The sequence below is a fragment of the Mesorhizobium sp. AR10 genome, assembly GCF_024746795.1.
Taxonomy (GTDB): domain Bacteria; phylum Pseudomonadota; class Alphaproteobacteria; order Rhizobiales; family Rhizobiaceae; genus Mesorhizobium.
The window spans coordinates 1,364,776-1,388,460 of the sequence record NZ_CP080524.1 but is presented as its reverse complement, the minus strand read 5'-3'; the positions used below and the strand labels follow the sequence as shown (position 1 = coordinate 1,388,460).

At 62.9% G+C, this 23,685-nt stretch carries 22 protein-coding genes; 8 read left to right on the top strand and 14 right to left on the bottom strand.

Annotated elements, in window-relative coordinates; all coding sequences use genetic code 11:
* Position 1: 1 nt before the first annotated feature.
* The 6 genes from LHFGNBLO_RS10160 to LHFGNBLO_RS10135 all read right to left on the bottom strand — a co-directional run bounded on the left by LHFGNBLO_RS10160 (position 2) and on the right by LHFGNBLO_RS10135 (position 6,654).
* A complete protein-coding gene (locus tag LHFGNBLO_RS10160) occupies positions 2-886 on the bottom strand; it encodes a F0F1 ATP synthase subunit gamma (protein WP_258606517.1) in 885 nt (294 codons plus the stop codon).
* A gap of 33 nt (positions 887-919) precedes the next feature.
* Positions 920-2,449: a F0F1 ATP synthase subunit alpha gene (gene atpA / locus LHFGNBLO_RS10155; protein WP_258606515.1), complete on the bottom strand. Its 1,530-nt coding sequence runs from the start codon at positions 2,447-2,449 to the stop codon at positions 920-922.
* Positions 2,449-3,009, bottom strand: a complete 561-nt coding sequence (locus LHFGNBLO_RS10150; RefSeq protein ID WP_258606510.1) for a F0F1 ATP synthase subunit delta — start codon at positions 3,007-3,009, stop codon at positions 2,449-2,451. Before LHFGNBLO_RS10150 ends, atpA begins: the two co-directional genes overlap by 1 nt.
* A gap of 235 nt (positions 3,010-3,244) precedes the next feature.
* Complete coding sequence (locus LHFGNBLO_RS10145; protein WP_258606508.1) at positions 3,245-3,640, bottom strand: DUF4345 family protein; 396 nt, start codon at positions 3,638-3,640, stop codon at positions 3,245-3,247.
* A 99-nt stretch (positions 3,641-3,739) separates the two neighbouring features.
* On the bottom strand, positions 3,740-4,435 hold the full coding sequence (locus LHFGNBLO_RS10140; protein ID WP_258606506.1) for an aspartate/glutamate racemase family protein: 696 nt from the start codon (positions 4,433-4,435) through the stop codon (positions 3,740-3,742).
* Positions 4,436-4,470: 35 nt separating this feature from the next.
* A complete protein-coding gene (locus LHFGNBLO_RS10135) occupies positions 4,471-6,654 on the bottom strand; it encodes a primosomal protein N' (RefSeq protein WP_258606505.1) in 2,184 nt (727 codons plus the stop codon).
* Between the two features lie 89 nt (positions 6,655-6,743).
* Here LHFGNBLO_RS10135 and fsa point away from each other — a divergent pair, with 89 nt between their 5' ends.
* Positions 6,744-7,400: a fructose-6-phosphate aldolase gene (fsa, locus tag LHFGNBLO_RS10130; RefSeq protein ID WP_258606503.1), complete on the top strand. Its 657-nt coding sequence runs from the start codon at positions 6,744-6,746 to the stop codon at positions 7,398-7,400.
* 78 nt (positions 7,401-7,478) lie between these two features.
* On the opposite strand, the gene lptE is transcribed toward fsa, so the two are convergent.
* Entirely contained in the window at positions 7,479-8,060 is a 582-nt protein-coding gene (gene lptE / locus LHFGNBLO_RS10125; RefSeq protein ID WP_258606497.1) for an LPS assembly lipoprotein LptE, read from the bottom strand.
* Positions 8,047-10,686 (bottom strand): leucine--tRNA ligase, encoded by a 2,640-nt coding sequence (gene leuS, locus LHFGNBLO_RS10120; protein WP_258609675.1) that lies wholly within the window; start codon positions 10,684-10,686, stop codon positions 8,047-8,049. The genes lptE and leuS overlap by 14 nt, the downstream gene beginning before the upstream one ends.
* Before the next feature lie 140 nt (positions 10,687-10,826).
* Between leuS and LHFGNBLO_RS10115 the strand changes: the two genes are divergently transcribed.
* A complete protein-coding gene (locus tag LHFGNBLO_RS10115) occupies positions 10,827-11,489 on the top strand; it encodes a YggS family pyridoxal phosphate-dependent enzyme (protein ID WP_258606489.1) in 663 nt (220 codons plus the stop codon).
* 27 nt (positions 11,490-11,516) lie between these two features.
* Here the strand turns inward: LHFGNBLO_RS10115 and LHFGNBLO_RS10110 are convergent, their stop codons facing one another.
* Entirely contained in the window at positions 11,517-12,431 is a 915-nt protein-coding gene (locus LHFGNBLO_RS10110) for a LysR family transcriptional regulator (RefSeq protein ID WP_258606487.1), read from the bottom strand.
* Between the two features lie 126 nt (positions 12,432-12,557).
* Here LHFGNBLO_RS10110 and LHFGNBLO_RS10105 point away from each other — a divergent pair, with 126 nt between their 5' ends.
* Both LHFGNBLO_RS10105 and LHFGNBLO_RS10100 read left to right on the top strand, forming a co-directional pair.
* Positions 12,558-13,739 (top strand): MFS transporter, encoded by a 1,182-nt coding sequence (locus LHFGNBLO_RS10105; protein WP_258606485.1) that lies wholly within the window; start codon positions 12,558-12,560, stop codon positions 13,737-13,739.
* A gap of 48 nt (positions 13,740-13,787) precedes the next feature.
* Entirely contained in the window at positions 13,788-14,822 is a 1,035-nt protein-coding gene (locus LHFGNBLO_RS10100; RefSeq protein WP_258606483.1) for an aldo/keto reductase, read from the top strand.
* A 53-nt stretch (positions 14,823-14,875) separates the two neighbouring features.
* On the opposite strand, the gene LHFGNBLO_RS10095 is transcribed toward LHFGNBLO_RS10100, so the two are convergent.
* Entirely contained in the window at positions 14,876-15,148 is a 273-nt protein-coding gene (locus LHFGNBLO_RS10095) for an usg protein (RefSeq protein ID WP_258606482.1), read from the bottom strand.
* A gap of 304 nt (positions 15,149-15,452) precedes the next feature.
* Between LHFGNBLO_RS10095 and acs the strand changes: the two genes are divergently transcribed.
* On the top strand, positions 15,453-17,408 hold the full coding sequence (gene acs / locus LHFGNBLO_RS10090) for an acetate--CoA ligase (protein ID WP_258606481.1): 1,956 nt from the start codon (positions 15,453-15,455) through the stop codon (positions 17,406-17,408).
* Positions 17,408-18,151: an MOSC domain-containing protein gene (locus tag LHFGNBLO_RS10085; RefSeq protein WP_258606478.1), complete on the top strand. Its 744-nt coding sequence runs from the start codon at positions 17,408-17,410 to the stop codon at positions 18,149-18,151. Before acs ends, LHFGNBLO_RS10085 begins: the two co-directional genes overlap by 1 nt.
* Positions 18,152-18,165: 14 nt before the next feature.
* Here the strand turns inward: LHFGNBLO_RS10085 and LHFGNBLO_RS10080 are convergent, their stop codons facing one another.
* Both LHFGNBLO_RS10080 and LHFGNBLO_RS10075 read right to left on the bottom strand, forming a co-directional pair.
* Complete coding sequence (locus LHFGNBLO_RS10080; protein WP_258606474.1) at positions 18,166-19,434, bottom strand: SAM-dependent methyltransferase; 1,269 nt, start codon at positions 19,432-19,434, stop codon at positions 18,166-18,168.
* Positions 19,435-19,824: 390 nt separating this feature from the next.
* Positions 19,825-21,240: a TadE/TadG family type IV pilus assembly protein gene (locus tag LHFGNBLO_RS10075; RefSeq protein ID WP_258606472.1), complete on the bottom strand. Its 1,416-nt coding sequence runs from the start codon at positions 21,238-21,240 to the stop codon at positions 19,825-19,827.
* A gap of 45 nt (positions 21,241-21,285) precedes the next feature.
* On the opposite strand from LHFGNBLO_RS10075, the gene LHFGNBLO_RS10070 reads away from it, so the two are divergent.
* Positions 21,286-21,537, top strand: coding sequence for a hypothetical protein (locus tag LHFGNBLO_RS10070; protein ID WP_258606470.1), 252 nt, complete (start codon positions 21,286-21,288; stop codon positions 21,535-21,537).
* 13 nt (positions 21,538-21,550) lie between these two features.
* On the opposite strand, the gene LHFGNBLO_RS10065 is transcribed toward LHFGNBLO_RS10070, so the two are convergent.
* Positions 21,551-22,420: a transglutaminase-like domain-containing protein gene (locus tag LHFGNBLO_RS10065; protein WP_258606465.1), complete on the bottom strand. Its 870-nt coding sequence runs from the start codon at positions 22,418-22,420 to the stop codon at positions 21,551-21,553.
* A 184-nt stretch (positions 22,421-22,604) separates the two neighbouring features.
* On the opposite strand from LHFGNBLO_RS10065, the gene LHFGNBLO_RS10060 reads away from it, so the two are divergent.
* Positions 22,605-23,270, top strand: a complete 666-nt coding sequence (locus tag LHFGNBLO_RS10060; RefSeq protein WP_258606464.1) for an HAD-IA family hydrolase — start codon at positions 22,605-22,607, stop codon at positions 23,268-23,270.
* A 135-nt stretch (positions 23,271-23,405) separates the two neighbouring features.
* On the opposite strand, the gene LHFGNBLO_RS10055 is transcribed toward LHFGNBLO_RS10060, so the two are convergent.
* Entirely contained in the window at positions 23,406-23,627 is a 222-nt protein-coding gene (locus tag LHFGNBLO_RS10055; protein WP_258606462.1) for a DUF1674 domain-containing protein, read from the bottom strand.
* Between the last annotated feature and the right edge of the window lie 58 nt (positions 23,628-23,685).

Genomic DNA, 23,685 nt, shown 5'->3' with positions numbered 1-23,685 from the left:
CCTAGAGCGCTTCGGCGCCCGAAATGATTTCGATCAGTTCCTTGGTGATCTGCGCCTGCCGCTGGCGGTTGTAGGTGATCGACAATTTGTTGATCATGTCGCCGGCGTTGCGCGTCGCATTGTCCATGGCGCTCATCTTGGCACCCATCTCGCCGGCTGCATTTTCGAGCAGCGCCCGGAAAACCTGCACGGAGATGTTGCGCGGAATGAGGTCGGCGAGGATCTCGCCCGGCTCCGGCTCGTATTCATAGACGGCGCTGCCACCGTCCTTCACCTCGGCTGGGGCGGAAGACAAGCCGGCAGGAATGATCTGTTGCGTCGTCGGGATCTGGCTGATCACCGACTTGAACTGCGAATAGAACAGCGTGCAGATGTCGAAGCCGCCCTCGCTGAAGAGGTGGATGATCTTCCGGGCAATGGCATCGGCATTGACGAAGCCGAGCGTCTTGACCTCGCGCAGATCGACACGGTCGATGATCTGCGCGGCGTAGTCGCGGCGCAGGATGTCGAAACCCTTCTTGCCGACGCAGATGATCTTGACCTGCTTGCCGTCGGCCAGCAGCCTGCGGATGTGATCGCGGGCGTGGCGGGCGATCTGCGAATTGAAGCCGCCGCACAGGCCGCGCTCGGCGGTACAGACGACGAGCAGGTGCACGTCATCCTTGCCGGTGCCCGTCATCAGCGCCGGGGCATCGCCACCGTCGCCGATCGCCTGGGTGATGTTGGCCAGCACCGCGCCCATGCGCTCCGAATAGGGGCGCGCCGCTTCTGCCGCTTCCTGCGCGCGACGCAGCTTCGCCGCGGCGACCATCTGCATCGCCTTGGTGATCTTCTGCGTCGCCTTGACCGAGGCGATACGGTTACGAAGGTCTTTTAATGAAGGCATGCTTCAAACCTGATCCAACCCAATCGGCTTCGTTCAAGCAAAGGTCTTGGCAAAGGCGTCGATTTCCGCCTTCAGCTTGGCGCGCAGATCGTCCGACAGCGCCTTCTCCTTGCGGATGCCATCGAGCACGGCCTTGCCGGCCGAGCGCATATGGCTGAGCAGGCCATGCTCGAACTTGCCGACCTGGTTGATTGCCAGCTTGTCGAGATAGCCGTTGACGCCGGCGAAGATCACCGCGACCTGCTCCTCGACCTTGAGCGGCGAGAATTGCGGCTGCTTCAGGAGTTCGGTCAGGCGCGATCCGCGGTTGAGCAAGCGCTGCGTGGCAGCATCGAGGTCCGAGCCGAACTGCGCAAAGGCCGCCATTTCGCGGTACTGCGCGAGTTCGCCCTTGATCGAGCCGGCGACCTGCTTCATCGCCTTGATCTGCGCGGACGAGCCGACGCGCGACACCGACAGGCCGACATTGACCGCCGGACGGACGCCCTGGAAGAACAGATTGGTTTCCAGGAAGATCTGTCCGTCGGTGATCGAGATGACGTTGGTCGGAATGTAGGCCGAGACGTCGTTGGCCTGCGTCTCGATGATCGGCAGAGCGGTCAGCGAACCGCCGCCATTGTCATCATTGAGCTTGGCGGCGCGCTCAAGCAGGCGCGAATGCAGATAGAACACGTCGCCCGGATAGGCTTCGCGGCCCGGCGGGCGGCGCAGCAACAGCGACATCTGGCGATAGGCGACGGCCTGCTTCGACAGATCGTCGTAGCTGATCAGCGCATGCATGCCGTTGTCGCGGAAATATTCGCCCATGGTGCAGGCGGTGAACGGCGCCAGGAACTGCATCGGCGCCGGATCGGAAGCAGTGGCGGCGACGATGATCGAATAATCGAGCGCGCCGCGCTCTTCGAGAACTTTCACGAACTGCGCAACGGTCGAGCGCTTCTGGCCGATGGCGACATAGACGCAGTAGAGCTTTTCCTTCTCCGGTCCGTTGTCGTGCACCGACTTCTGGTTCAGCATCGTGTCGAGGATGATGGCGGTCTTGCCGGTCTGGCGATCGCCGATGACGAGTTCGCGCTGGCCCCGGCCGACCGGGATCAGCGCATCGATGGCCTTCAGGCCGGTCGACATCGGCTCGTTCACCGATTTGCGCGGGATGATGCCGGGCGCCTTGACGTCGACGCGCTTGCGCTCGGTCGCCTTGATCGGGCCCTTGCCGTCGATCGGATTGCCGAGCGCGTCGACGACGCGGCCGAGCAGGCCCATGCCGACAGGCGTATCGACGATGGCGCCGGTGCGCTTGACGATGTCGCCTTCCTTGATGTCGCGGTCGGCGCCGAAGATGACGACGCCGACATTGTCGGCTTCGAGGTTGAGCGCCATGCCGCGGATGCCGCCGGGGAATTCGACCATTTCGCCGGCCTGGACATTGTCGAGGCCGTAGACGCGGGCGATACCGTCACCGACGGACAGAACCTGGCCGACTTCGGAGACCTCGGCCTCCTTGCCAAAATTCTTGATCTGGTCTTTCAGAATTGCGGAAATTTCCGCGGCGCGGATGTCCATCAGCCGACCTCTTTCAGTGCAAGCTTGAGCGAATTGAGTTTGGTTTTGAGCGACGTGTCGATCTGGCGCGAGCCCATCTTGACCACCAGCCCGCCGAGCAGCGACGGATCGACGGTCACGGCGATGGCCACATCCTTGCCGGCAACGCTCTTCAGCGCCGCCTTCAGTTCGGTCTGCTGGGCCGCCGTCAGTTCATGCGCGGAGGTGACTTCAGCAGCCGTCTCGCCACGATGTTCGGCGGCGATCTGGCGGAATGCCTTGATCATGCCGGGAATGGCGAACAGCCGGCGGTTGCGGGCGACGACGCGCAGGAAATTGCCGGTGAGGCCGGAGATTCCTGCCTTGTCGGCGATCGCCGCGATCGCCTTGGCCTGGTCTTCACTTGAGAACACCGGGCTCTTGATCAGGCGCGAAAGGTCCGCACTGCCATCGAGCATGGCTTCGAAACTGCTGAGGTCGGCTTCGACCTCGGTGATCGAATTTGCCTGCAGCGCGAGCTCGAACAGCGAACCCGCGTAGCGTTCTGCGACACCTGAGATTGGCGATGACGATTGGGCCACGGACCGTCTTTTCTCTTGTCTGACAGGCCGCAGATTGTTGGCGCGAGCAAAAACTCTGGCTAAATCTTTGACCTTACTACATTTTTCCAAGCACGGAGGCGCGGCTTCCGCTATCCCCGGTCGAAAGTCGATTGCCGTCTAGCACAGGCATTTTAAGACCGCAATGCGTCGTTCCGCATGGTTTTCAGGCACTATTGTCGCATCCGGCTGCACAGTTCAACCGAAGCCGTTGGATTCAAGGCAAAAAGCCGAAGGCGAAGGCAAGCGGCAGCGCCGCCAGCACCAGCTCCACAAGGAAGGAAGCCCAGTTGAAAGGCGTATTGGCTTCGTCCGACATCATCGACAGCAGTCGGCCAAAGGCGGTGAACAGCCAGGAAAAGCCGAGCGCCATGTAGAGCAGCGGCTGCGCCAACAGGATGCAGCACAGGCTGACGCCGAGATAGAAGCCCGACATCCGACCGCGCCCTTCCGCGATCGCCGCGGTTTTTTCGGGCTTGGCCTGCAGCCGAAGGATCCTGAAACCAATTCTGGGCGCAAAAAAAAGCAACAGACCGAAGGCGAGCGTGACGACGGCGCTCGACCATGCCAGCCACTCGCCCTGGCTCACCGGCCACGGAAACGCAAATTCCATTCTTTCTGTCCCTCAAAAAGTCGCAGGCGGAAATATCGTCCACTCTAGCGTAGGTTTTGCGGCGTGCAATGGAAGTGGGGAACTTCCGCAAGAAGACCGTCAGCCCAGCGCGAACGCGACCGCCGCCTCGGCATGGATGCGCGTCGTGTCGAAGACCGGAATGTCGAAATCCTGCTGACCGATCAGCATGGTGATCTCGGTGCAGCCCATGATGACGCCGTCGATCTTTTCATCGCGTCGCATGCGGTCAATTTCATCGATGTAGGCCGCCTTCGATGCCGCGGTGACGATGCCCTGGCAGAGTTCATCGTAGATCACGCGATGAACCATATCTCGGCCGGCTCCATCCGGCACCACGGGTTGCAGCCCATACGTCTCCGTGAGCCGGCCCTTGTAGAAATCCTGCTCCATGGTGAAGCGCGTCGCCAGCAACGCCGGACGGTTGACGCCGGCGCTCTGGACCGCGACGGCGGTGGCATCGGCAATATGGATGAGTGGTATCGATACTGCCGCCTGCACGGCGTCGGCCAGTTTGTGCATGGTGTTGGTGCAGATCAGCAGCCCTTCGGCCCCAGCAGACTCGAGCTTGCTCGCTGCATCGACCAGCAGCTCGCCTGCGCCTTGCCAGTCACCGGCGTGCTGCCGCTCGGCGATCTCTGCGAAATCGAAAGACCACAGCAGCAGCTTTGCCGAATGCAGGCCGCCCAGGCGCTCGCGTACGATCTCGTTGAGCAGGCGATAGTAGATCGCCGTCGATTCCCAGCTCATGCCGCCGATCAGGCCAAGGGTCTTCATCTGCTCGCAACTCCGATCCCGATCAGCATACGATCCTACAGAAAGCTCTGCGGGTCGATGTCGACCTGCACCCGGACCGAACCGCGCTGCTTCGGCCCCTCTGCCAGCATGGTGCGGATGAAGCCTTGCATGTCGGCGCGCCGTTCACCCTGGATCAGCAACCGGAAGCGATGGCGGCCGCCGAGTAATGACAGCGGGGCCTCGGCCGGCCCGAGCACGAACAGGTCGGTGGCCTCGGGCGCAGCGCGCCGGAGCCCACGCGCATGGCCCTCCGCTTCCGCCCGCGACGCAGCGCTGACGATGACCCCGGCGAGCCGGCCGAAGGGCGGCAGTGCTGCCCGCTCGCGCTCGGCGATCTCGCGCTCGTAAAAGGCATCGGCGTCGCCGGAAACGATCGCCCGCATCACCGGATGATCCGGCTGAAATGTCTGCAGCAGGCCGAGACTTTTCTTGCCGGTGCGGCCGGCGCGGCCGGTCACCTGGCTGAGCAGCTGGAAGGTGCGCTCGGCGGCGCGCGGGTCGCCATTGGCCAGGCCAAGGTCGGCATCGACGACGCCGACCAGCGTCATATTGGGGAAATTATGCCCCTTGGCGACGAGCTGCGTGCCGATGACGATGTCGGCCTCGCCATCGGCGATGGCTTCCAGTTCGAGTCTCAACCGCCGCACGCCGCCCATCAGGTCGGACGACAGCACGATGGTGCGGGCGTCTGGGAAATGTGCGACCACCTCTTCGGCGATGCGCTCGACACCTGGCCCACAGGCGACCAGATGGTCGAGCGTGCCGCATTCCGGGCAGGCCTCGGGACGCTTTTCATTGTGCCCGCAATGGTGGCAGACGAGCTGGCCGCGAAAGCGGTGCTCGACCAGCCACGCCGAGCAGACCGGACAGCCGAAGCGGTGGCCGCAGACCCGGCACAGCGTCAGCGGTGCATAGCCGCGCCGGTTGAGGAACAGCAGCGACTGCTCCTTTTTCTCCAGCGTCCGGCGCATATGGTCGATCAGCACCGGCGACAGGAATCCGCCGCGGGCCGGAGGCGCGCGCCGCATGTCGATTGTCTTCAGGTCGGGAAGTGCCGCCTCGGCGAAACGCGCCGAAAGCACCGCCCTGCTGTAACGGCCTTGGCTCGCATTCACCCGGCTCTCGACCGATGGCGTTGCCGAGGCGAGCACGACCGGGAAGCTGCCGATATGGCCGCGCACCACCGCCATGTCGCGCGCGTTGTAGAAGACGCGGTCTTCCTGTTTGTAAGCGGGGTCGTGCTCCTCATCGACAACGATCAGCCCGAGTTCCCGAAACGGCAGGAAAAGCGCCGAGCGCGCGCCGGCAACGACGCACACGCCGCCTTCCGCCACTTGCCGCCAGACCCGTTCGCGCATTCTTGGCGGCAGGTCCGAGTGCCATTCCGCTGGCTTGGCGCCGAATCGTTGCTGGAAGCGTTCGAGAAAGGCATGCGTCAGCGCGATCTCCGGCAGCAGGATCAGCACTTGCTTGCCTTGGTCGAGTGCGGCCGCCACCGCTTCGAAATAGACTTCCGTCTTGCCGGATCCGGTCACGCCGTCGAGCAGAGTGACGCCGAATGCACCAGCCATGACATTGCTGCGCAGCATGGCGGCCGCATCGCTCTGGTCCGCCATCAATTCCGGCACGGCGTAGCCGGGATCGGGTGCTGCGACCACCGGTCGCGGCGGGATCATCACGGTCTCGAACACGCCTTGCGCTTTCAACCCGTCGATGACGGTCGACGACACGCCTGCCGCATGCGCCAGCCCGGAGCGCGTCCAGGCGAGCCCGCCTTCCGCTGTCTCGAGCACGCGCGTTCGCGCAGCCGTCATCCGGTCGGGCTCAGTCAAGGTGCGCAGCAAGCCCTCGATCCACGGTTCCGGGTCGAAAGCTTCCGGCGCGCGCAGCAGCATGCGCGCCACCATGCCGGGCGGCGACAGCGTATATTGCGCGATCCAGTCGATGAGGCGGCGCATGGCGCGGTCGATCGGTGGACAGTCGAAGACCTGCTCGATCGGCCGCAGTTTCTTCGCATCGACCTTATCGACGACGCCGTCCCAGACGATGCCGGCAACCTGGCGCGGACCGAGCGGCACGCGCACGATCGAGCCCGGCACCACCCGCATGCCGGCCGGCACAGCGTAGGTGTAGGGACGCTCGGCGGGCATCGGCACCAGCACCGGTGCGGCTGCGACAAAGGGCGAATCTTCGATCATGAGGCGTGACCTTGCCCCGACTTTGGTCTAGAGCAAAGTCCAACGCTGAACGTGTCCGCCCGGCACAAGGAAATCCTCAGGAGACCCCCATGAAATTTTTTGTCGACACCGCTGACGTCAAGGAAATCCGTGAGCTGAACGATCTGGGGCTGCTCGACGGCGTCACCACCAATCCCTCGTTGATCCTGAAATCCGGCGGCAAGATCGCCGACGTCACCAAGCAGATCTGCGATATCGTCGACGGCCCGGTTTCGGCCGAAGTGGTGGCCACCGAATACAAGGACATGATGGCCGAGGCCAAGATCCTGGCCAAGATCGCGCCCAATGTCTGCATCAAGGTGCCGCTGACGCTGGACGGTCTGCGAGCCTGCAAGACGATCCGCACCGAGATGAATCGCATGGTCAACGTGACGCTTTGCTTCTCGGCCAACCAGGCGCTGCTGGCAGCCAAGGCCGGTGCTTCCTTCATTTCGCCTTTCGTCGGTCGCATCGACGACACCGGCTCGGACGGCATGGAGCTGATCGCCGAAATCAAGCAGATCTACGACAATTACGATTACCCGACCGAGATCCTGACGGCTTCGGTGCGCACGGTGAACCACGTCAAGCAGGCCGCTCTCATCGGCGCGCATGTCATCACCGCCCCGCCGGCGACGCTGAAGGCGCTGGTCAAGCATCCGCTGACCGACAAAGGCCTGGAGCAGTTCCTCGCCGACTGGGCAAAGACCGGCCAGAAGATCGGCTGAAATTACCGCATTCATGAAAAAAGGCCGAGCGATCGGCCTTTTTCATATGGCTGTTCTCATCCAGGAAAAGCCTTGGCCTCAAGCCTTCTTTCCGTGCTTGACCAGATCCTGGGCAATGGACAGGCGCAGCAGATCCGCCAGTTCGCGCGCCGCGCGGTTCTCGGCATCGATCTGCGCCCTGTAGGCGGCGAACTCCTGCAGCGGCCTGTCGAACGATGACGGTACCGAGCGCCTGCCGGTGGCGATAACCGCACCGGTCTTCGCATCGGTCAGCACATAGCCGGCGGTCAGTGTCACTGTGCCCGCCGTCGGCTCGTCTTCGTCGGTCTGGACCTGAACAAGTGCCGCCGACTCGACGAGTTCGGTAACACCGAGATCGAGCGTATAGACCGGCGAAGCCGGCTCGCCCGCGCCTCCAGCCAGCGCAAAGATCAAATTGTTGCGGACCTGCTGGGCGTAGCGGGTCTTGACCGGCTTGATCGAGATCGACGCCAGTTCGGCGGCAGCACCGACTTGCGATCCGGCAGTGAGCGGCGCGCTCGAATAGAGCGGACGCACCGTGCAGGCGGAAACCAGCGCAACCGAGGCGATCAGTCCGGAAAGCGCCATGCGGCGCAGCAAACGCGTCACTTCTGTCTTCCCCAGGTCAGGCAACGACATTGACGATCCTCTGCGGGACGATGATCACCTTGCGCGGCGCCTTACCTTCGAGCGCTTTCTGCACGAAGTCGAGGGCCAGCACGGCTTTTTCGACCGCACCTTGGTCCGCGTCGCGGGCAATTGTCAAATCCCCGCGCTTCTTGCCGTTGACCTGGACCGGATAGGTGACTTCGTTGTCGACGACCAGCGCCGGATCGAAGACAGGCCACGGCCGTTCGGCGACAAGATCGGTGCCGCCGAGCGTCTGCCAGCACTCCTCGGCCAGATGCGGCATGACCGGTGCGATCAGGTGCACGAGGATGTCCACGGCTTGCTGACAGGCGGCCTGCAGCGCCGGATCGGCCTTGCCTTCGGCAGCCTCGTTGAGTGGCGTGGTCAGCGCGTTGGCGAGTTCGTAGATGCGCGCGATGGCGCGGTTGAAGGCAAGCTTCTCGATATCCTCACCGACTGCTTTCAGGATCTTGTGCGCGGCCTTGGAAACGACCGCGCCTTCACCCTCTCTCGCCGCCGCCGGCTGGACGCCGGCGAGTGATTCGGCCGCAACCGACACCAGGCGCCAGATGCGCTGCATGAAGCGATGCGCGCCAGCCGCACCTTCGTCGGTCCATTCGACGTCGCGCTCGGGCGGCGAATCCGACAGCATGAACCAGCGGGCGGTGTCGGCGCCGTAGCCGTCAGTGATCTCTTCCGGGCTCACCGTGTTCTTCTTCGACTTCGACATCTTTTCGAGCGGGCCGATCGCCGCCTCGTCGCCGGTGGCGATTTCGATGGCGCGGCGTTTGCCGTCGACGTCCTCCAGCCGCACCTCGCCAGGTGTCAGCCAGCGGCCGTTCGAAGAACTGCCGACGCGGTAGGTCTCGTGCACCACCATGCCTTGCGTGAACAGTCCCCGGAACGGCTCGGCCAGATCGACATGGCCGGTCTCGCGCATGGCCCGGGTGAAGAAGCGCGAATAGAGCAAATGCAGGATGGCGTGCTCGATACCGCCAATATACTGGTCGACCGGCAGCCATTCATTGGCAGCCTTGGGGTCGGTCGGATCGTTGGCCCATGGCGCGGTGAAGCGGGCGAAATACCACGACGAATCGACGAACGTATCCATCGTGTCGGTTTCACGCCGCGCGTCCTTGCCGCATTGCGGGCATTTGACGTGCCGCCATGTCGGGTGGCGGTCGAGCGGATTGCCCGGCCGGTCGAACTCGACATCGTCGGGCAATTTGACCGGCAGGTCGGCCTTCGGCACCGGCACCACGCCGCAATCCTCGCAATGGATCATCGGGATCGGGCAGCCCCAATAGCGCTGGCGCGAAATGCCCCAGTCGCGCAAGCGGAAGTTCACCTTGCGCTCGGCCATCGGCCGGTTGCCGATGGTCTTCTGCTCCAGCAGCGTCGCCACCTCATCAAAGGCCCGATCGGGCTTCATGCCATCGAGAAAGCGCGAATTGATCATCACGCCGTCGCCATCATAGGCTTCTTCGATGATCTGGAAACTCGCCGCATTCTCGCCATCCGGCATCACCACCGGCACCACCGGCAGGCCGTACTTGTTGGCGAAGTCGAGATCGCGCTGGTCACCGGATGGGCAGCCGAAGATGGCGCCGGTGCCATACTCCATCAGCACGAAATTGGCGACGTAGACCGGCAGCGTCCAGCTGTCGTCGAACGGATGAACGACGCGGATGCCGGTATCGAATCCCTTCTTCTCGGCCGTTTCCAGCGCCGCCACCGAGGTGCCCATGTGGCGGACTTCCTCGATGAACTTGGCCAGCGCCGGATTGTCTTCCGCAGCCTTCCTCGCCAGCGGGTGATCGGCGGCGACCGCCATGAAGGAGGCTCCGAAGATGGTGTCGGGCCGCGTCGTGTAGACTTCCAGCTCATGCTCGCCGGCGTCAATCTTGCCAGAATCTGGGGCAGCCAATGGCCAGCGGATCAGCAGCCCTTCCGAGCGGCCGATCCAGTTCTGCTGCATCAGCTTCACTTTTTCCGGCCATTCGTCGAGCCCTTCCAGCGAATCCAGCAGGTCCTGCGCATAGTCGGTGATCTTGAAGAACCACTGCGTCAGTTCGCGCTGTTCAACCAGCGCGCCCGAGCGCCAGCCGCGTCCGTCGATGACCTGCTCGTTGGCGAGCACCGTCATGTCCTCCGGGTCCCAGTTGACCTTGGAGGATTTGCGCGTCACCAGCCCCTTCTCGACGAAGTCGAGGAACAGCATCTGCTGGCGGTGGTAATAATCGACATCGCAGGTGGCGAATTCGCGTGCCCAGTCCAGCGACAAGCCCATGACTTTGAGCTGCTCGCGCATAGCGGCGATGTTCTGATAGGTCCAGTCCTTGGGATGGACCTTGTTCTGCATCGCGGCGTTCTCGGCCGGCATGCCGAAGGCGTCCCAGCCCATCGGGTGCAGCACGTTGAAACCCTTGGCCCGTTTGTAACGCGCCACCACGTCGCCCATCGTGTAGTTGCGGGTGTGGCCGATATGGATGCGCCCCGACGGATAGGGGAACATCTCCAGCACATAGTATTTCGGGCGCGGGTCGTCGTTATCAGCTTCAAACAGCTTCTTGGCGTCCCAGGCCTTCTGCCATTTGGGCTCTGACGCGCGCGGATTGTATCGTTCGGTTGCCATCGGGTGTTTTTCACTTAAAAGCGTGCGGAAGCCGCAACCCGGCGGCTCAGGAAATGTCGTCGCGGTGTTCACCATGGATTGCCGGACCCGTCAACTGCGGCGATCCGGCCGAGATCGATAAAGACAGGCAGGATATAGGCATGGCGAACGCCGTCGAACAGCTATTCACGGTCAAGGCGAGGATCGCTGCCGCCGAGCATGAGGCCGGACGCGCAGCCGGCGCGGTGACGCTGGTCGCGGTGACGAAAACCTTCGACGCCGCCGATATAAGCCCGGCGATCGAGGCCGGCCAGCGTGTCTTCGGCGAAAACCGCGTGCAGGAAGCGCAGGCCAAATGGCCGGCGCTGAAAGAAACCTTCCCCGACATCGAACTGCATCTGATCGGGCCCTTGCAGTCGAACAAGGCGAAAGAGGCGGTGGCGCTGTTCGATGTCATCGAGACGGTCGACCGCGAGAAGATCGCCAGCGAGCTCGCCAAGGAAATCGCCCGGCAGGGCCGCGCGCCAAAGCTCTATATTCAGGTCAATACCGGCTCGGAGCCGCAAAAGGCCGGCATCGAACCGCGCGAGGCCGTCGCCTTCGTGGCCCGCTGCCGTTCCGTCCACGGCCTCGCCATTGAAGGCCTGATGTGCATCCCGCCGGCCGACGAGAACCCCGGCCCGCATTTCGCGCTGCTGGAAAAGCTTGGTCGCGAGGCCGGCCTCGAAAAGCTCTCCATGGGCATGTCCGGCGACTACGAAACCGCAATCGCCTTCGGCGCCACCAGCGTCAGGGTCGGCTCGGCGATCTTTGGCAGCCGCTAGCGGACACGCGAACCGCCGGCTCCGGAACTATTTATCGATCAGGTCCAGCCGCACAGTCTCGACGAGGAAGTCGAGAAAGGCCCGCACCCGCGCCGGCAAGTGCTTGCCCTGGCCGACATAGACGGCATGGGTGAACTCCTCGTCGCCTGGGTTGAACGCTTCCAGCAGCGGCACCAACTGGCCAGTTGCGATATCGGCCTCCACATGCCAGCGCGCCAACCGGGCGATGCCGGTGCCGGCCAGCGCCATCAGCCGCATCGCCTCGCCGTCGCCGACCAGCGCGTTGCCGGTCGTCGGCACAATGACACTTCCGCCGGCGCCGTCGACGAAAGGCCAGCCATCGATATGCCGCACGAAGCCGAAACCCATCCGGTTGTGGCGCTCGAGATCGGCCGGCGTCTGCGGCGCCCCGTACGTCTTGAGGTAGGAAGGTGCTGCGACGACGACCGTTCGGCTTTGCCCGAGCTTGCGCGCCACCAGCCGTGATTCGTTGAGCGGTCCGGCGCGGATGGCGACATCGGCGCGCTCCTGCATCAAGTCGATGACATTGTCGGTCAGCACCAGATCGATGGAGATTTCGGGATAGCGATCGAGGAAGCGTGGCAGCAACGGGATCAGCCGGTGCTGCCCGAACGGCACGTAGCTATTGACGCGCAGCAGCCCACGCGGCGCCGCACCCGCCGCTGCTTCGCGCTCGGCCGCCACCATGTCGGCCAGGATGCGCACACCGCTGTCGTAGAAGGCAGTGCCTTCCGGGGTGAGTTGCAGTTTGCGCGTCGAGCGGCTGACCAGCCGCGCGCCCAGGCGGCTTTCGAGCCGCGCGATCAGCTTGCTCACCGCCGACGGCGTCATGCGCAGCGCGCGCGCCGCCGCAGAAAAGCTGCCCGTCTCGACGACGCGGACGAACACTTCGATCTCGCCGGAGCGGTCGGGCCTGGGCATTCATGAATCTATTTCACAGATAATGTGCCTTACGCAAGGCTGGTTCACAGTTCGTTGCATCACGATCTTCAGTGTCGGGGCGTGAAAGGACGCGAGCGCCCTTCCTCATCAAACCGGAAGATCGTCATGCCTCTTGCTCTCTATGCCCTCGCCGCCGGTGCTTTTGGCATCGGCGTCACCGAATTCGTCATCATGGGTCTGCTGCTCGACGTCAGCACCGATCTTGGTGTCTCGATCTCGGCCGCCGGCCAGCTCATCTCTGGCTATGCGCTGGGCGTCGTCATCGGCGCGCCACTGCTGACCATCGCCACCGGCAACTGGCCGCGCAAGACCGTGCTGCTGGCGCTGATGGCGATCTTCACGCTTGGCAATCTCGCCTGTGCGCTTGCCCCCGACTACTGGACGCTGATGGGCGCCCGCATCATCACCGCCTTTGCCCATGGCACCTTCTTCGGCGTCGGCTCGGTGGTCGCCACCGGACTGGTCGCGCCCAACAAGAAGGCCTCGGCGATCGCTCTCATGTTCACCGGCCTGACCATCGCCAACATCCTCGGCGTGCCCTTCGGCACCTGGCTCGGCCAGGCCTTCGGCTGGCGTGCGACCTTCTGGGCCGTAACCCTGGTCGGGCTCGCTGCCTTCGCCATCATTCTCATGCTGGTGCCGCGCAGCCAGGCGGCACCCGAGAAGAGTGAACTGCGCCGCGACCTTGCCGTGCTCGGCCGCACGCCGGTCCTGCTCGGCCTCGCCACCACCGTGCTTGGCTATGCCGGCGTCTTCGCCGTCTTCACCTACATCGCCCCGCTGTTGACCGAGATCAGCGGTTTTGGCGAAGCCGCCGTGTCGCCGATCCTGCTTATCTTCGGTGGTGGCCTCATCGCCGGCAATCTGCTCGGTGGCAAACTCGCCGACCGCTGGCTGGTGCCTTCGGTTCTTGGCAGCCTTGTCGTGCTGGCGCTGGTGCTCGGCACCATGACCTTCGCTCTCCACAGCCAGGTGATGGCCGTCATCTATGTCGGTCTGCTCGGCGCAGCTGCCTTCGCCACCGTGGCACCGCTGCAGATGTGGGTGCTGGAAAAGGCGCAAGGCGCCGGCCAGAGCCTCGCCTCGTCCTTCAACATCGCCGCCTTCAATCTCGGCAATGCCGCCGGCGCCTGGCTTGGCGGCGTGGTCATCGCCCACGGCCCCGGCCTTGGCGCGGTCAGCTGGGTCGCGGCGCTGCTGCCGCTCTCGGCTCTCGCCGTGGGTGCGTTGGCGCTGCGCCTCGACCGCAGTCCTGTGCTCGGCGAACCTGCCTCCGCCCGGTCATAACGATCGCAAGAATCCAATCCGCTTTCGGAATAACCAGGAGCAAAAAAGATGGACTATCGACCTCTCGGCGCATCGGGCCTGAAGGTGCCGGCGCTTTCATTCGGCACTGGGACCTTCGGCGGCTCAGGGCCGCTGTTTGGCGCCTGGGGCCACAGCGATGCGAAGGAAGCACGACGGCTGATCGACATCTGCCTGGAGGCCGGCGTCAACCTGTTCGACACCGCCGACGTCTATTCGAACGGCGCATCTGAAGAGGTGCTCGGCGAAGCCATCAAGGGACGCCGCGACGCCGCGCTGATCTCGACCAAGACCTCTTTGCCGATGGGCGACGGGCCGGCCGATTTCGGTTCGTCCCGGTCCAGACTGATCAAATCCGTGGAAGACGCGCTCAGGCGTCTCGGCACTGACTACATCGACCTCTTGCAGCTGCATGCCTTCGACGCCGGAACGCCGATAGAGGAGGTGCTGTCGACGCTCGACGATCTCGTGCGCGCCGGCAAGCTGCGCTATGTCGGCGTCTCCAACTTCTCCGGCTGGCAGGTGATGAAATCGCTCGGCGTAGCCGACAGACACGGCTATCCGCGTTACGTCGCTCATCAGGTCTATTATTCGCTGGTCGGCCGCGACTATGAGTGGGAGCTTATGCCGCTCGGGCTCGACCAGGGCGTCGGCGCGCTGGTGTGGAGCCCGCTCGGCTGGGGCCGCCTGACCGGCAAGATCCGCCGCGGCGAGACATTGCCGGAAAAAAGCCGGCTGCACGACACGGCAAGCTTCGGGCCGCCGGTCGAGGACGAGCATCTCTACCGGGTCATGGATGCGCTCGACTCCGTAGCCGAGGAAACCGGCAAGACCGTTCCGCAGATCGCCATCAACTGGCTCTTGCAGCGCCCGACCGTCTCCTCCGTCATCATCGGCGCCCGCAACGAGGAACAGTTGCGCCAGAACCTCGGCGCCATTGGTTGGACGCTGACGCCGGACCAGATGAAGAAGCTCGACGCAGCAAGCGAGGTCACCGCGCCCTACCCGTATTTCCCCTATCGCCGGCAGGAGGGTTTTGCCCGGCTCAGCCCGCCAGCGGTCTGAGCGCTGGTGCCGCCCAATCTCCCCCCTTGAGGGGGAGATTACGCGCTGCGCCCCTAGTGCAGGACGAACTCGCCATCCACCTTCCGCCATTCGTTCGGAGCGATCAGCTTCTGGTGCGTGTAGACGACCGAATGCAGCGGGCCGTCGAGCTTGGTCTGCCAGAACTCGATGAAGCGGATCAGCACCGGGAATTTCGGGGCGATGTCGTAGTCCTGCCAGATATAGCTCTGCAGCAGATGCGGATGGTCAGGAAAGTGATAAAGAATCTTGGCCGTGGTCAAACCATAGCCTTTCAGCATCAGGTCCATTTCGGAATGGTCGCGCATTGCAAGCCCCCAGGTTGATTCTCCTGTCCTCCCCACATCAGATTGTGCGCTTTGTTACTTAACTGTCTATTGATTTTTCCTGATCGCATCCGAGTTTTCCGCGCGAAAACATGCAGTTAGCAGCGGCCGTAGCCGAGTGCTGACACCAGCAAAAAAGCGCATCTGCGGCATCCCGCCACGCAAACCCAACGTCTAATATTGCCGTCACCGCGGAACTGTTAATAATGCGCGCGAATTCGCGGCCGCGTTGCCGCGATCCCGCCGGTGGTCAAGCCGGCGGCTGGTTTGGGAGGAAAGTGAAGAAATGTCCGAAGTTCATGTCCATCGCGTCCAGCCGGCGTGGAAGAAGAACGCGCTGATCGACAACGACACCTATCTGAAATGGTACGCCGACAGCGTCAAGAATCCGGACAAGTTCTGGGGCAAGCACGGCAAGCGCATCGACTGGTTCAAGCCCTACAGCAAGGTCAAGAACACCTCCTTCGACGGCAAGGTCTCAATCAAATGGTTCGAGGACGGGCTGACCAACGTTTCCTACAACTGCATCGACCGGCACCTGAAGAAGCGCGGCAACCAGACCGCCATCATCTGGGAGGGTGACAACCCCTACGACGACAAGAAGATCACCTATAACGAGCTCTACGAGCATGTCTGCCGGCTCGCCAATGTGATGAAGAAGCACGGCGTCAAGAAAGGCGACCGCGTCACCATCTACATGCCGATGATCCCGGAAGCGGCCTATGCGATGCTGGCCTGCACGCGCATCGGCGCCATCCATTCGATCGTCTTCGGCGGCTTTTCGCCGGATGCGCTGGCTGGCCGCATCGTAGACTGCGAATCGACCTTCGTCATCACCGCGGATGAAGGTCTGCGCGGCGGCAAGGCCATTCCGCTCAAGGAGAACACTGACAAGGCGATCGACATCGCCGCCAAGAATTTCGTGATGGTCAAGAATGTCGTCGTCGTGCGCCGCACCGGCGGCAAGGTCGGCTGGGCGCCGGGACGCGACGTCTGGTACCATGACGAGATCGCCACGGTGAAGGCGGAATGCAAGCCCGAGAAGATGAAGGCAGAGGACCCGCTGTTCATCCTCTACACCTCGGGCTCGACCGGCAAGCCGAAGGGTGTGCTGCACACCACCGCCGGCTATCTCGTCTACGTCTCGATGACGCACCAGTATGTCTTCGACTACCATGACGGCGACATCTACTGGTGCACCGCCGATGTCGGCTGGGTTACCGGCCACAGCTACATCGTCTACGGGCCGCTTGCCAACGGCGCCACCACGCTGATGTTCGAAGGCGTGCCGAACTACCCGTCGCAGTCGCGTTTCTGGGAAGTCATCGACAAGCACAAGGTCAACATCTTCTATACCGCGCCGACGGCGCTGCGCGCGCTGATGGGCGCCGGCGACGCCCATGTCACCAGGACATCGCGCAAGTCGCTGCGCGTGCTGGGCTCGGTCGGCGAGCCGATCAACCCGGAAGCCTGGGAGTGGTATTACAACGTCGTCGGCAACGGCAAGGTGCCGATCGTCGACACCTGGTGGCAGACCGAGACCGGCGGCATCCTGATCACGCCGCTGCCCGGCGCCACCGACCTCAAGGCAGGTTCGGCGACGCGACCTTTCTTCGGCGTCAAGCCGCAGCTGGTCGACGGCGAAGGCAAAGTGCTGGAGGGGGCGGCCGACGGCAATCTCTGCATCACTGACTCATGGCCGGGCCAGATGCGCACCGTCTATGGCGATCACGAGCGCTTCATCCAAACCTATTTTTCGACCTACAAGGGAAAATACTTCACCGGCGATGGCTGCCGCCGCGACGCCGACGGCTACTACTGGATCACCGGCCGCGTCGACGACGTCATCAATGTCTCCGGCCACCGCATGGGCACGGCCGAGGTCGAATCCGCGCTGGTCAGCCACGACAAGGTCTCGGAAGCCGCCGTCGTCGGCTATCCGCACGACATCAAGGGCCAGGGCATCTATTGCTATGTCACGCTGATGGCCGGCGAGACGCCGAGCGAGGAGCTGCGCAAGGAACTGGTCACCCATGTCCGCAAGGAGATCGGCGCCATCGCCACGCCCGACAAGATCCAGTTCGCGCCCGGCCTGCCGAAGACACGCTCCGGCAAGATCATGCGCCGCATCCTGCGCAAGATCGCCGAGGACGATTTTGGCGCGCTCGGCGACACCTCGACGCTCGCCGACCCCGCGGTCGTCGAAGACCTCATCGCCAACCGGCAAAACAAGAAAAGCTGATGCAATCAACAGTCGGCGCCGTCACCGAACTTTGGCGCTATCCGGCGAGTTCGCTCGCCGGCGAGCGCATGGATGCGATCTCGGTGGATCGGGAAAGCATCGACGGCGACCGCATGTTCGGCTTCGTGGATGTCTCCGACAATGAAATCGCCCGACCCGATCGCGACGCGAAATGGCACAAGGTGCCGCGCATCCGCACCAGGCTGTCGCGAGCCCACGAACTTGAGGTCGCCGTTCCCGACGGCGACTGGCTGGCCGCACCGGGCGCCGAAAGCGATCGCGCCGTTTCCGCCTATCTCGGCTTTGAAGCGTCGATCCGGCCATTCCGGCAGGAGAACGCAGCACCCGGCTATTCCGGTCCATTGACTGCCGAGCGTTACCGCAAGGCCCCCATCCATCTCCTGACCACGGCGTCGCTGGCGCGCCTGAAGGCACTTCATCCCGAGGGTGCTGCCGACCCGCGCCGCTTCCGCCCCAACATCGTCGTCGACATGGCGGCAATCGAAGGGTCGTTCCCCGAAACGGAATGGATCGGACGAAAGCTGGCGATCGGCGACCTCAACTTGACCGTCTCCGAGCCGTGCCGCCGCTGCGGCTTCACCATCATCGCCCAGGATGGTTTCGACAACGACCCGGCCATCCTGCGCAATCTGGTTCGTCACAACGCGCACAATCTCGGCGTCTACTGCACGGTCGACCAGCCGGCCAGCGTCGAGATCGGCGCGACGATGCGGTTCGTCTAAACCCCTGTCCTCCACTACCGATACAAATCCGCCCGCGTCGGCGGCAGGCCGCTCAGATCGCGCGTTCTTCGTGTCGCCACCGTTTGAAAAAGCTGTGTCGAACCGTTCCTGAACATCTGCGAACATCCCGCGAGATAGAGCAGCCACAGCCTCGCCTTTGGCTCGCCCACCTCGGCGACAGCCGCGTCGAACCGCGCGTGCAGCCGTTGCGCCCACAAGCGACAGGTCTGGGCATAGTGCTCGCGCAAATTCTCGACGTCGTAGACCAGAAAACCGTGCGCCTCGAGATTGCCCACCGTCATGCCGATCGTATCGAGTTCGCCGCCCGGGAAGATATATTTGATCAGCGCTTTGTATCCGGGGTCCTTGCGCAGCGTCTTCTTCAGGCTGCCCTTGTCGCGTTTTGTGATGGCGTGATGCAGGTAGATGCCGCCCGGCTTGAGCAGCCGATGAAGGGTTGAGAAGTACGTATCGTGATTGGCAAGTCCGAGATGCTCGAACATGCCGATCGACGAGATCTTGTCATAGCTGCCGTCGAGGTCGGTATAGGATTTGATGTCGATGGTGATCCGGTCTTGCAGACCTTCGGCGCGGATGCGCTCGCGCGCAAGCGCCGTCTGTTCCTCCGACAGCGAGACGCCGTGGCCGATCACGCCATGATTCTTGGCAGCATGGATCAGCATCCCGCCCCATCCACAGCCGATGTCGAGAAGTCGGTCGCCCGGCTTCAGCCGCAGCTTGCGGCAGATATGTTCCAGCTTGTCGGCCTGTGCCTGGTCGATGTCGTTGGCGAAGTCCTTGAAGTAGCCGCAGCTGTAGACCATGCGCTCATCGAGAAAGAGCCGATAGAAGGCATTGGAGATGTCGTAGTGGTGTTCGATCGCCTCCTTGCTCGAGCCGCTGACGAACGGGTTGCGGCCGGCCAGATCGCTGCGCGCCGTCATTTGCTTGCGCGAAAACAGCACGGCAGGCAGGTCGCGCAGAATCGCCACCTTCGGCAGTGATTTCAGCTTGCTGCGCAGCTTGCCTTCGAAAGGCATTGCATAGAGATCGAGCGGAGAACCGTCTTCCAGGTCGATGACCTTCGACACCCACATCTCGATCAGTGTCGACAGTGACGGTCGCCGCACGACCTGCCAGACGATGTCCTGGTCGTTGATGACGAGCACGGGACCGGTGGCAGGACCGATCCGCTCTCCGGTCCACAGCCTGACCGCAAAACCCGGCTTCAGCGTTTCGACGACCGTTCGCACGATCCGTGCGGCTCTGTCGGCTGCGTCCATATCCTCTCCGGTAACAGCGCGGTCCAATGTCAGGATTTTGGCCGCTTGATTGGCCTGCTGCAACCCAATCCGCACGGAAAAGGCGGCGCGCAGCTTTTTCAGCGTAGCGCCTTGTCTTTTGCTGCAACGCACCCCATCATGAGTGTGTGTTCAACAAATCGAAAGGAGGTGATCCGATGTCGAGTGATTTCGTTTTCCAGAACGTGGCCTCAGCGGATTGCACTTTCGGGAAGCAGTCTTCCCGTTAAGGCGCGAAATGCGCGGCGGGTGACTTCGGTCACTGCCATGGGCCGCGCCACGGACGGAAACACGGAAGGCCGCCAGCTTCGCAAGAAGGGGCGGCCTTTTCCTTTGTGAGCTTCGCGAAGTGAAGGCGACTCGCAATGAAACTCAATAGGTGATCGTCAGCGACTCGATATTGCGAACGATTTCGCCGAAGGCCTCATCCAGCTCGGTGCCGGTGGCAGCCTCGTAGTAGTGCTTCAGCGAGGACGTGTCGGGCGTCGCGCAGTCCTTGAGCACTTTCTTTGCCTGATCGCGTTCTGTCGCCGTCATGGTCGGGTCGTTCAGATCGAAGCCGATCGTGAATATCTCGATGCCGTCCTGCCTCATGTTGCTGCAGATGCTCTCGGCATTGCCGCGCGACATCTGCCCCGCATCCTGCGATTTGGGTGTGCCGCGCCCACGGGCGAAAGCCGTGTTGAACTGACCATCCGTCATCAGGATTGCAATCTTGGCCACCTTCTTCTTGTCGAAATTGTCAGGCCCGGCGCCCAGGCCGGCATCGGCAATAGCCGGACGCCAGGACGGGGAAAGCATGTAGTACCCCCATTGCGCGGCGATGCCGCCGGCGGTGACCCCATCCGCATTGAAATCAGTGATTGTCTTCTGCAGTCTGTCTTCATCCGCCGTCAGCGGAATGAGCGCAGCGGACGGACACTTGCCCATCCGATAGTCACGATTGACCTTGGCCAGATAGGTCTTGCCCTTGCTGTTCAGACGCGGTGTGCTGGGACCATCCGACGAGTAGTCGGCGTAGCCGTCCTTGTCCTTGCGTTCGGTAGCGCATTTATCGGGCGCCGGGGTCAAAGCCACCGAGACCGGCGCATCGATCGGCGGCGGCACCACCTGCGATCCGTTTCGCGGCTCGACGAACACCGTGCCGGCCAGACCGCCTGTGTTGACGGCCTCGGCGTAGGGAACGATCGCCACCCGCACCCGGGGATCGTTCTTGTCAAAGTTCGTTTCCAGCAGATCGTGCACTGCATTCGAAGCCGCATCCTGCAGGTCGCCGATCTTGTCCTTTTTGCCGTTCTTCTTCATTGACCCCGTGATGTCGAGCATCATCGCCACCTCGATCTTCTTGTCCGAGTAGAGCGCCTTGGTGGAGGCCGGCACGCGCTGCAGGTCGCCCATGCTGAAAAGCGGAAAATAGAAGGCGACATCGACATGGACATCCGCCTGGACCGTCTTGGCCGTCCTGTCGATTGTCAATGTGTCGAGAACGATCTGGTCGGCCTGAAGGATGCCGGCCGTGCTGTTGGCGTCGAGAAACGCCTGCACCGACTTGTTCGCATCGGCTTCCTTGATTTGGCCGGTCGTCAGGTCGCGGGCCGTCGAGGTCACCGCTGCATCGACCACGCTCTGCAGGCTCGATTTTGCATTGTAGAGCTGCGAGATATTGACGGCGAAGCCGACGCCCAGCGCCAGAACCGCTGCGACCACGCCGAACAGGATCGCGAAATTTCCGTTGCGATCCCTGGCAAAGCCACCGATCGCCTGAACCAAACCTTTGGAACGCCGCATGTTTCCGCCTCCGCTCAACACGGCTTTGAAGCCGTATGAGGGACATTGCAGGAATCCGGCCGGGTGCTGCCGCTGTTGGCCGAAGGTCGGGCGCCGATCACCAAGCCCTTGTTTTTGTTTGGTTTCGAAACCAAACACGATGAACAAGGCGTAAACGAAAAGGGGTGGCCACAACTTCGTTTACGAAGCGCTTATCATGATCTCGCTCCTATGGCGCGGAATGGCTGCACGCGTCCCGCTTCGGCACAGGCGGATTGTGCCGAACCGGATCAGAGTTCACCGCAATCGGATGAATGAAAACAGTTGGCGTCTATGCCAGCATCTGTGCGCTGACGGTCTTGTCGATGCCGTGATAGGGCGGGTTGAAATGATTGCTTTCCTGCTCGTAGGTCCAGACCTTGAACAGGCTGAGCCGGTGCGGGCCGAAACTGTGCAGCAGCGGTACGTCGGTGGCGTCGCGGCCGCGCGCGATGACGACACGGCCGATCCTCGGAATATTGTGGCGGGGGTCGAACGTGTACCACTTGCCGTCGAGGAACACTTCCAGCCAAGCCGAAAAATCCATCGGCGCCGGGTCGAGCGGCACGCCGATGTCGCCGAGATAGCCGTTAACGTAACGGGCCGGGATGTTCATACAGCGGCAGAGCGTGATCGCCAGATGGGCGAAATCGCGGCAGACGCCGACGCGCTCTTCATGCGCCTGGGCCGCCGTTCGGGTCGATCGCGCATAGCCGTAGCCGAAGGACAGGCGGTTGTGGACATAGTCGACGATCGCCTGTACCCGCGCCCACCCCGGTGGAAGATGGCCGAAAAGTTGCCAGGCAAGATTGCTGAGGTGATCGGTCTCGCAGTAGCGGCTGCCCAGGAGATAGCCAAGCACGTCGTCCGGCAGCTCCGCCACCGGCACTTCCCTGGCCAGTGTGTTGACCTCGTCGGTCTCGCCGCTGTCCTCGACCACCGCGTCGTAAAGGATGCGGAAACCGCCGCCCGGCGCCGTGAAGCGGCGGCAGGCATTGCCGAAAACGTCGTGATAGAGCCTGGTCGGCACGGAGGGCGAGGTCAGCACCCGCGTCTGCCGCTTGATGTCGGCCTGCCGGTCGCTGTGGATTTCGAGTAGGGAGATCACCGGCGTGGCTGCAACACAGTCGATAGCGATTTCGTATCCGAGCCGGATCAGCATCGAGGTCCCCCCTTCGATCATCGTGGAAAACAGTTTTGCTCAAACGCAAGAGGGCGCGCCCTGGTTCCCTGCGATTGATCGAAAAGATAGCCGCGCGCCTTCCAATGCAGCCGTCGCGCCGTTACGATTGGTGTCTCCTCTCGCCCTCCCGAGACGATCCCCCGAAACGACCTAGGGATATCAGATGTTTGCAAGCAGAAAATTCGCGGCCTTCCTGTTCGATATGGACGGCACGGTGATCAATTCGATTGCCGCGGCGGAACGGGTCTGGGCAGAGTGGGCCCATCGGCAAGGTCTCGACGTCGCCGCCTTCCTGCCGACGATCCATGGGGTGCGGGCAATCGAGACCATCGGCCGGCTGGCGCTTCCCGGTGTCGATCCCGCCTACGAGGCTGATCTTCTTTTGAAGGCCGAGGCGGCCGATCTGGAGGGCATTATTCCGATCGCCGGCGCTGCGGCGTTCCTGGCGTCATTGCCGCCTGAGCGCTGGGCCATCGTCACCTCGGCTCCGCGAGAGCTGGCGCTTCTGCGCATGAAGGCTGCCGGCATCCCGATTCCCGCCGTCCTCGTCGCGGCGGAGGATGTCACCTTCGGCAAGCCGGCGCCCGACTGCTTCCGGCTCGGCGCAAAGCGGCTCGGCGTCGATGCCCGCGATTGCCTTGTCTTCGAAGATGCGCCGGCCGGCATAGCCGCAGCAGAGGCGGCAGGCGCTGCTGTCATGGTGATCAGTGCCACCCACCAGCATGCGCTGCAAAGCCAGCATGCCACGATCGCCGGTTACGAGGGGACCGGCATCACCGTCGATGAAAACGGCTGGATCGCGCTCGAACCCCAGCGCAGCGCCGCCTAGGGTGTGTTGAGATTCAGGCCGAGTCGAAAACGATGGTTCCGGAGAACCGGAGCGGAGCGTACTTTTGTACGTGAGCACCGGAAGCGCAGGGAACCGCCGCTTGCAGGCCGGCATCACCTGAATATCAACACACCCCTAAAAGTCGCTGGTCAGGCCTTTGACTTCCCAGTCGCCATAGCGGCCGGGCTCCTTGCCGCCGCGGCCGCCGATTTCCTTCGGCACGGCGGCTTCTTTTTCGCGATACTCTTCACGGCGCGCCTTGGCTTCCGCCAGCGCGCGGCTGGCCGCCGGAGACAACGCCTTTTGCGGTGCGTCGCGACCGGGGACGGCGTCTGTTTTACTGGGCTGGTCGACCATGCGATATTTCCGGCGGATTGAAACAGGGCCTAGCGTTTCCCATCATATAGCGATGAAC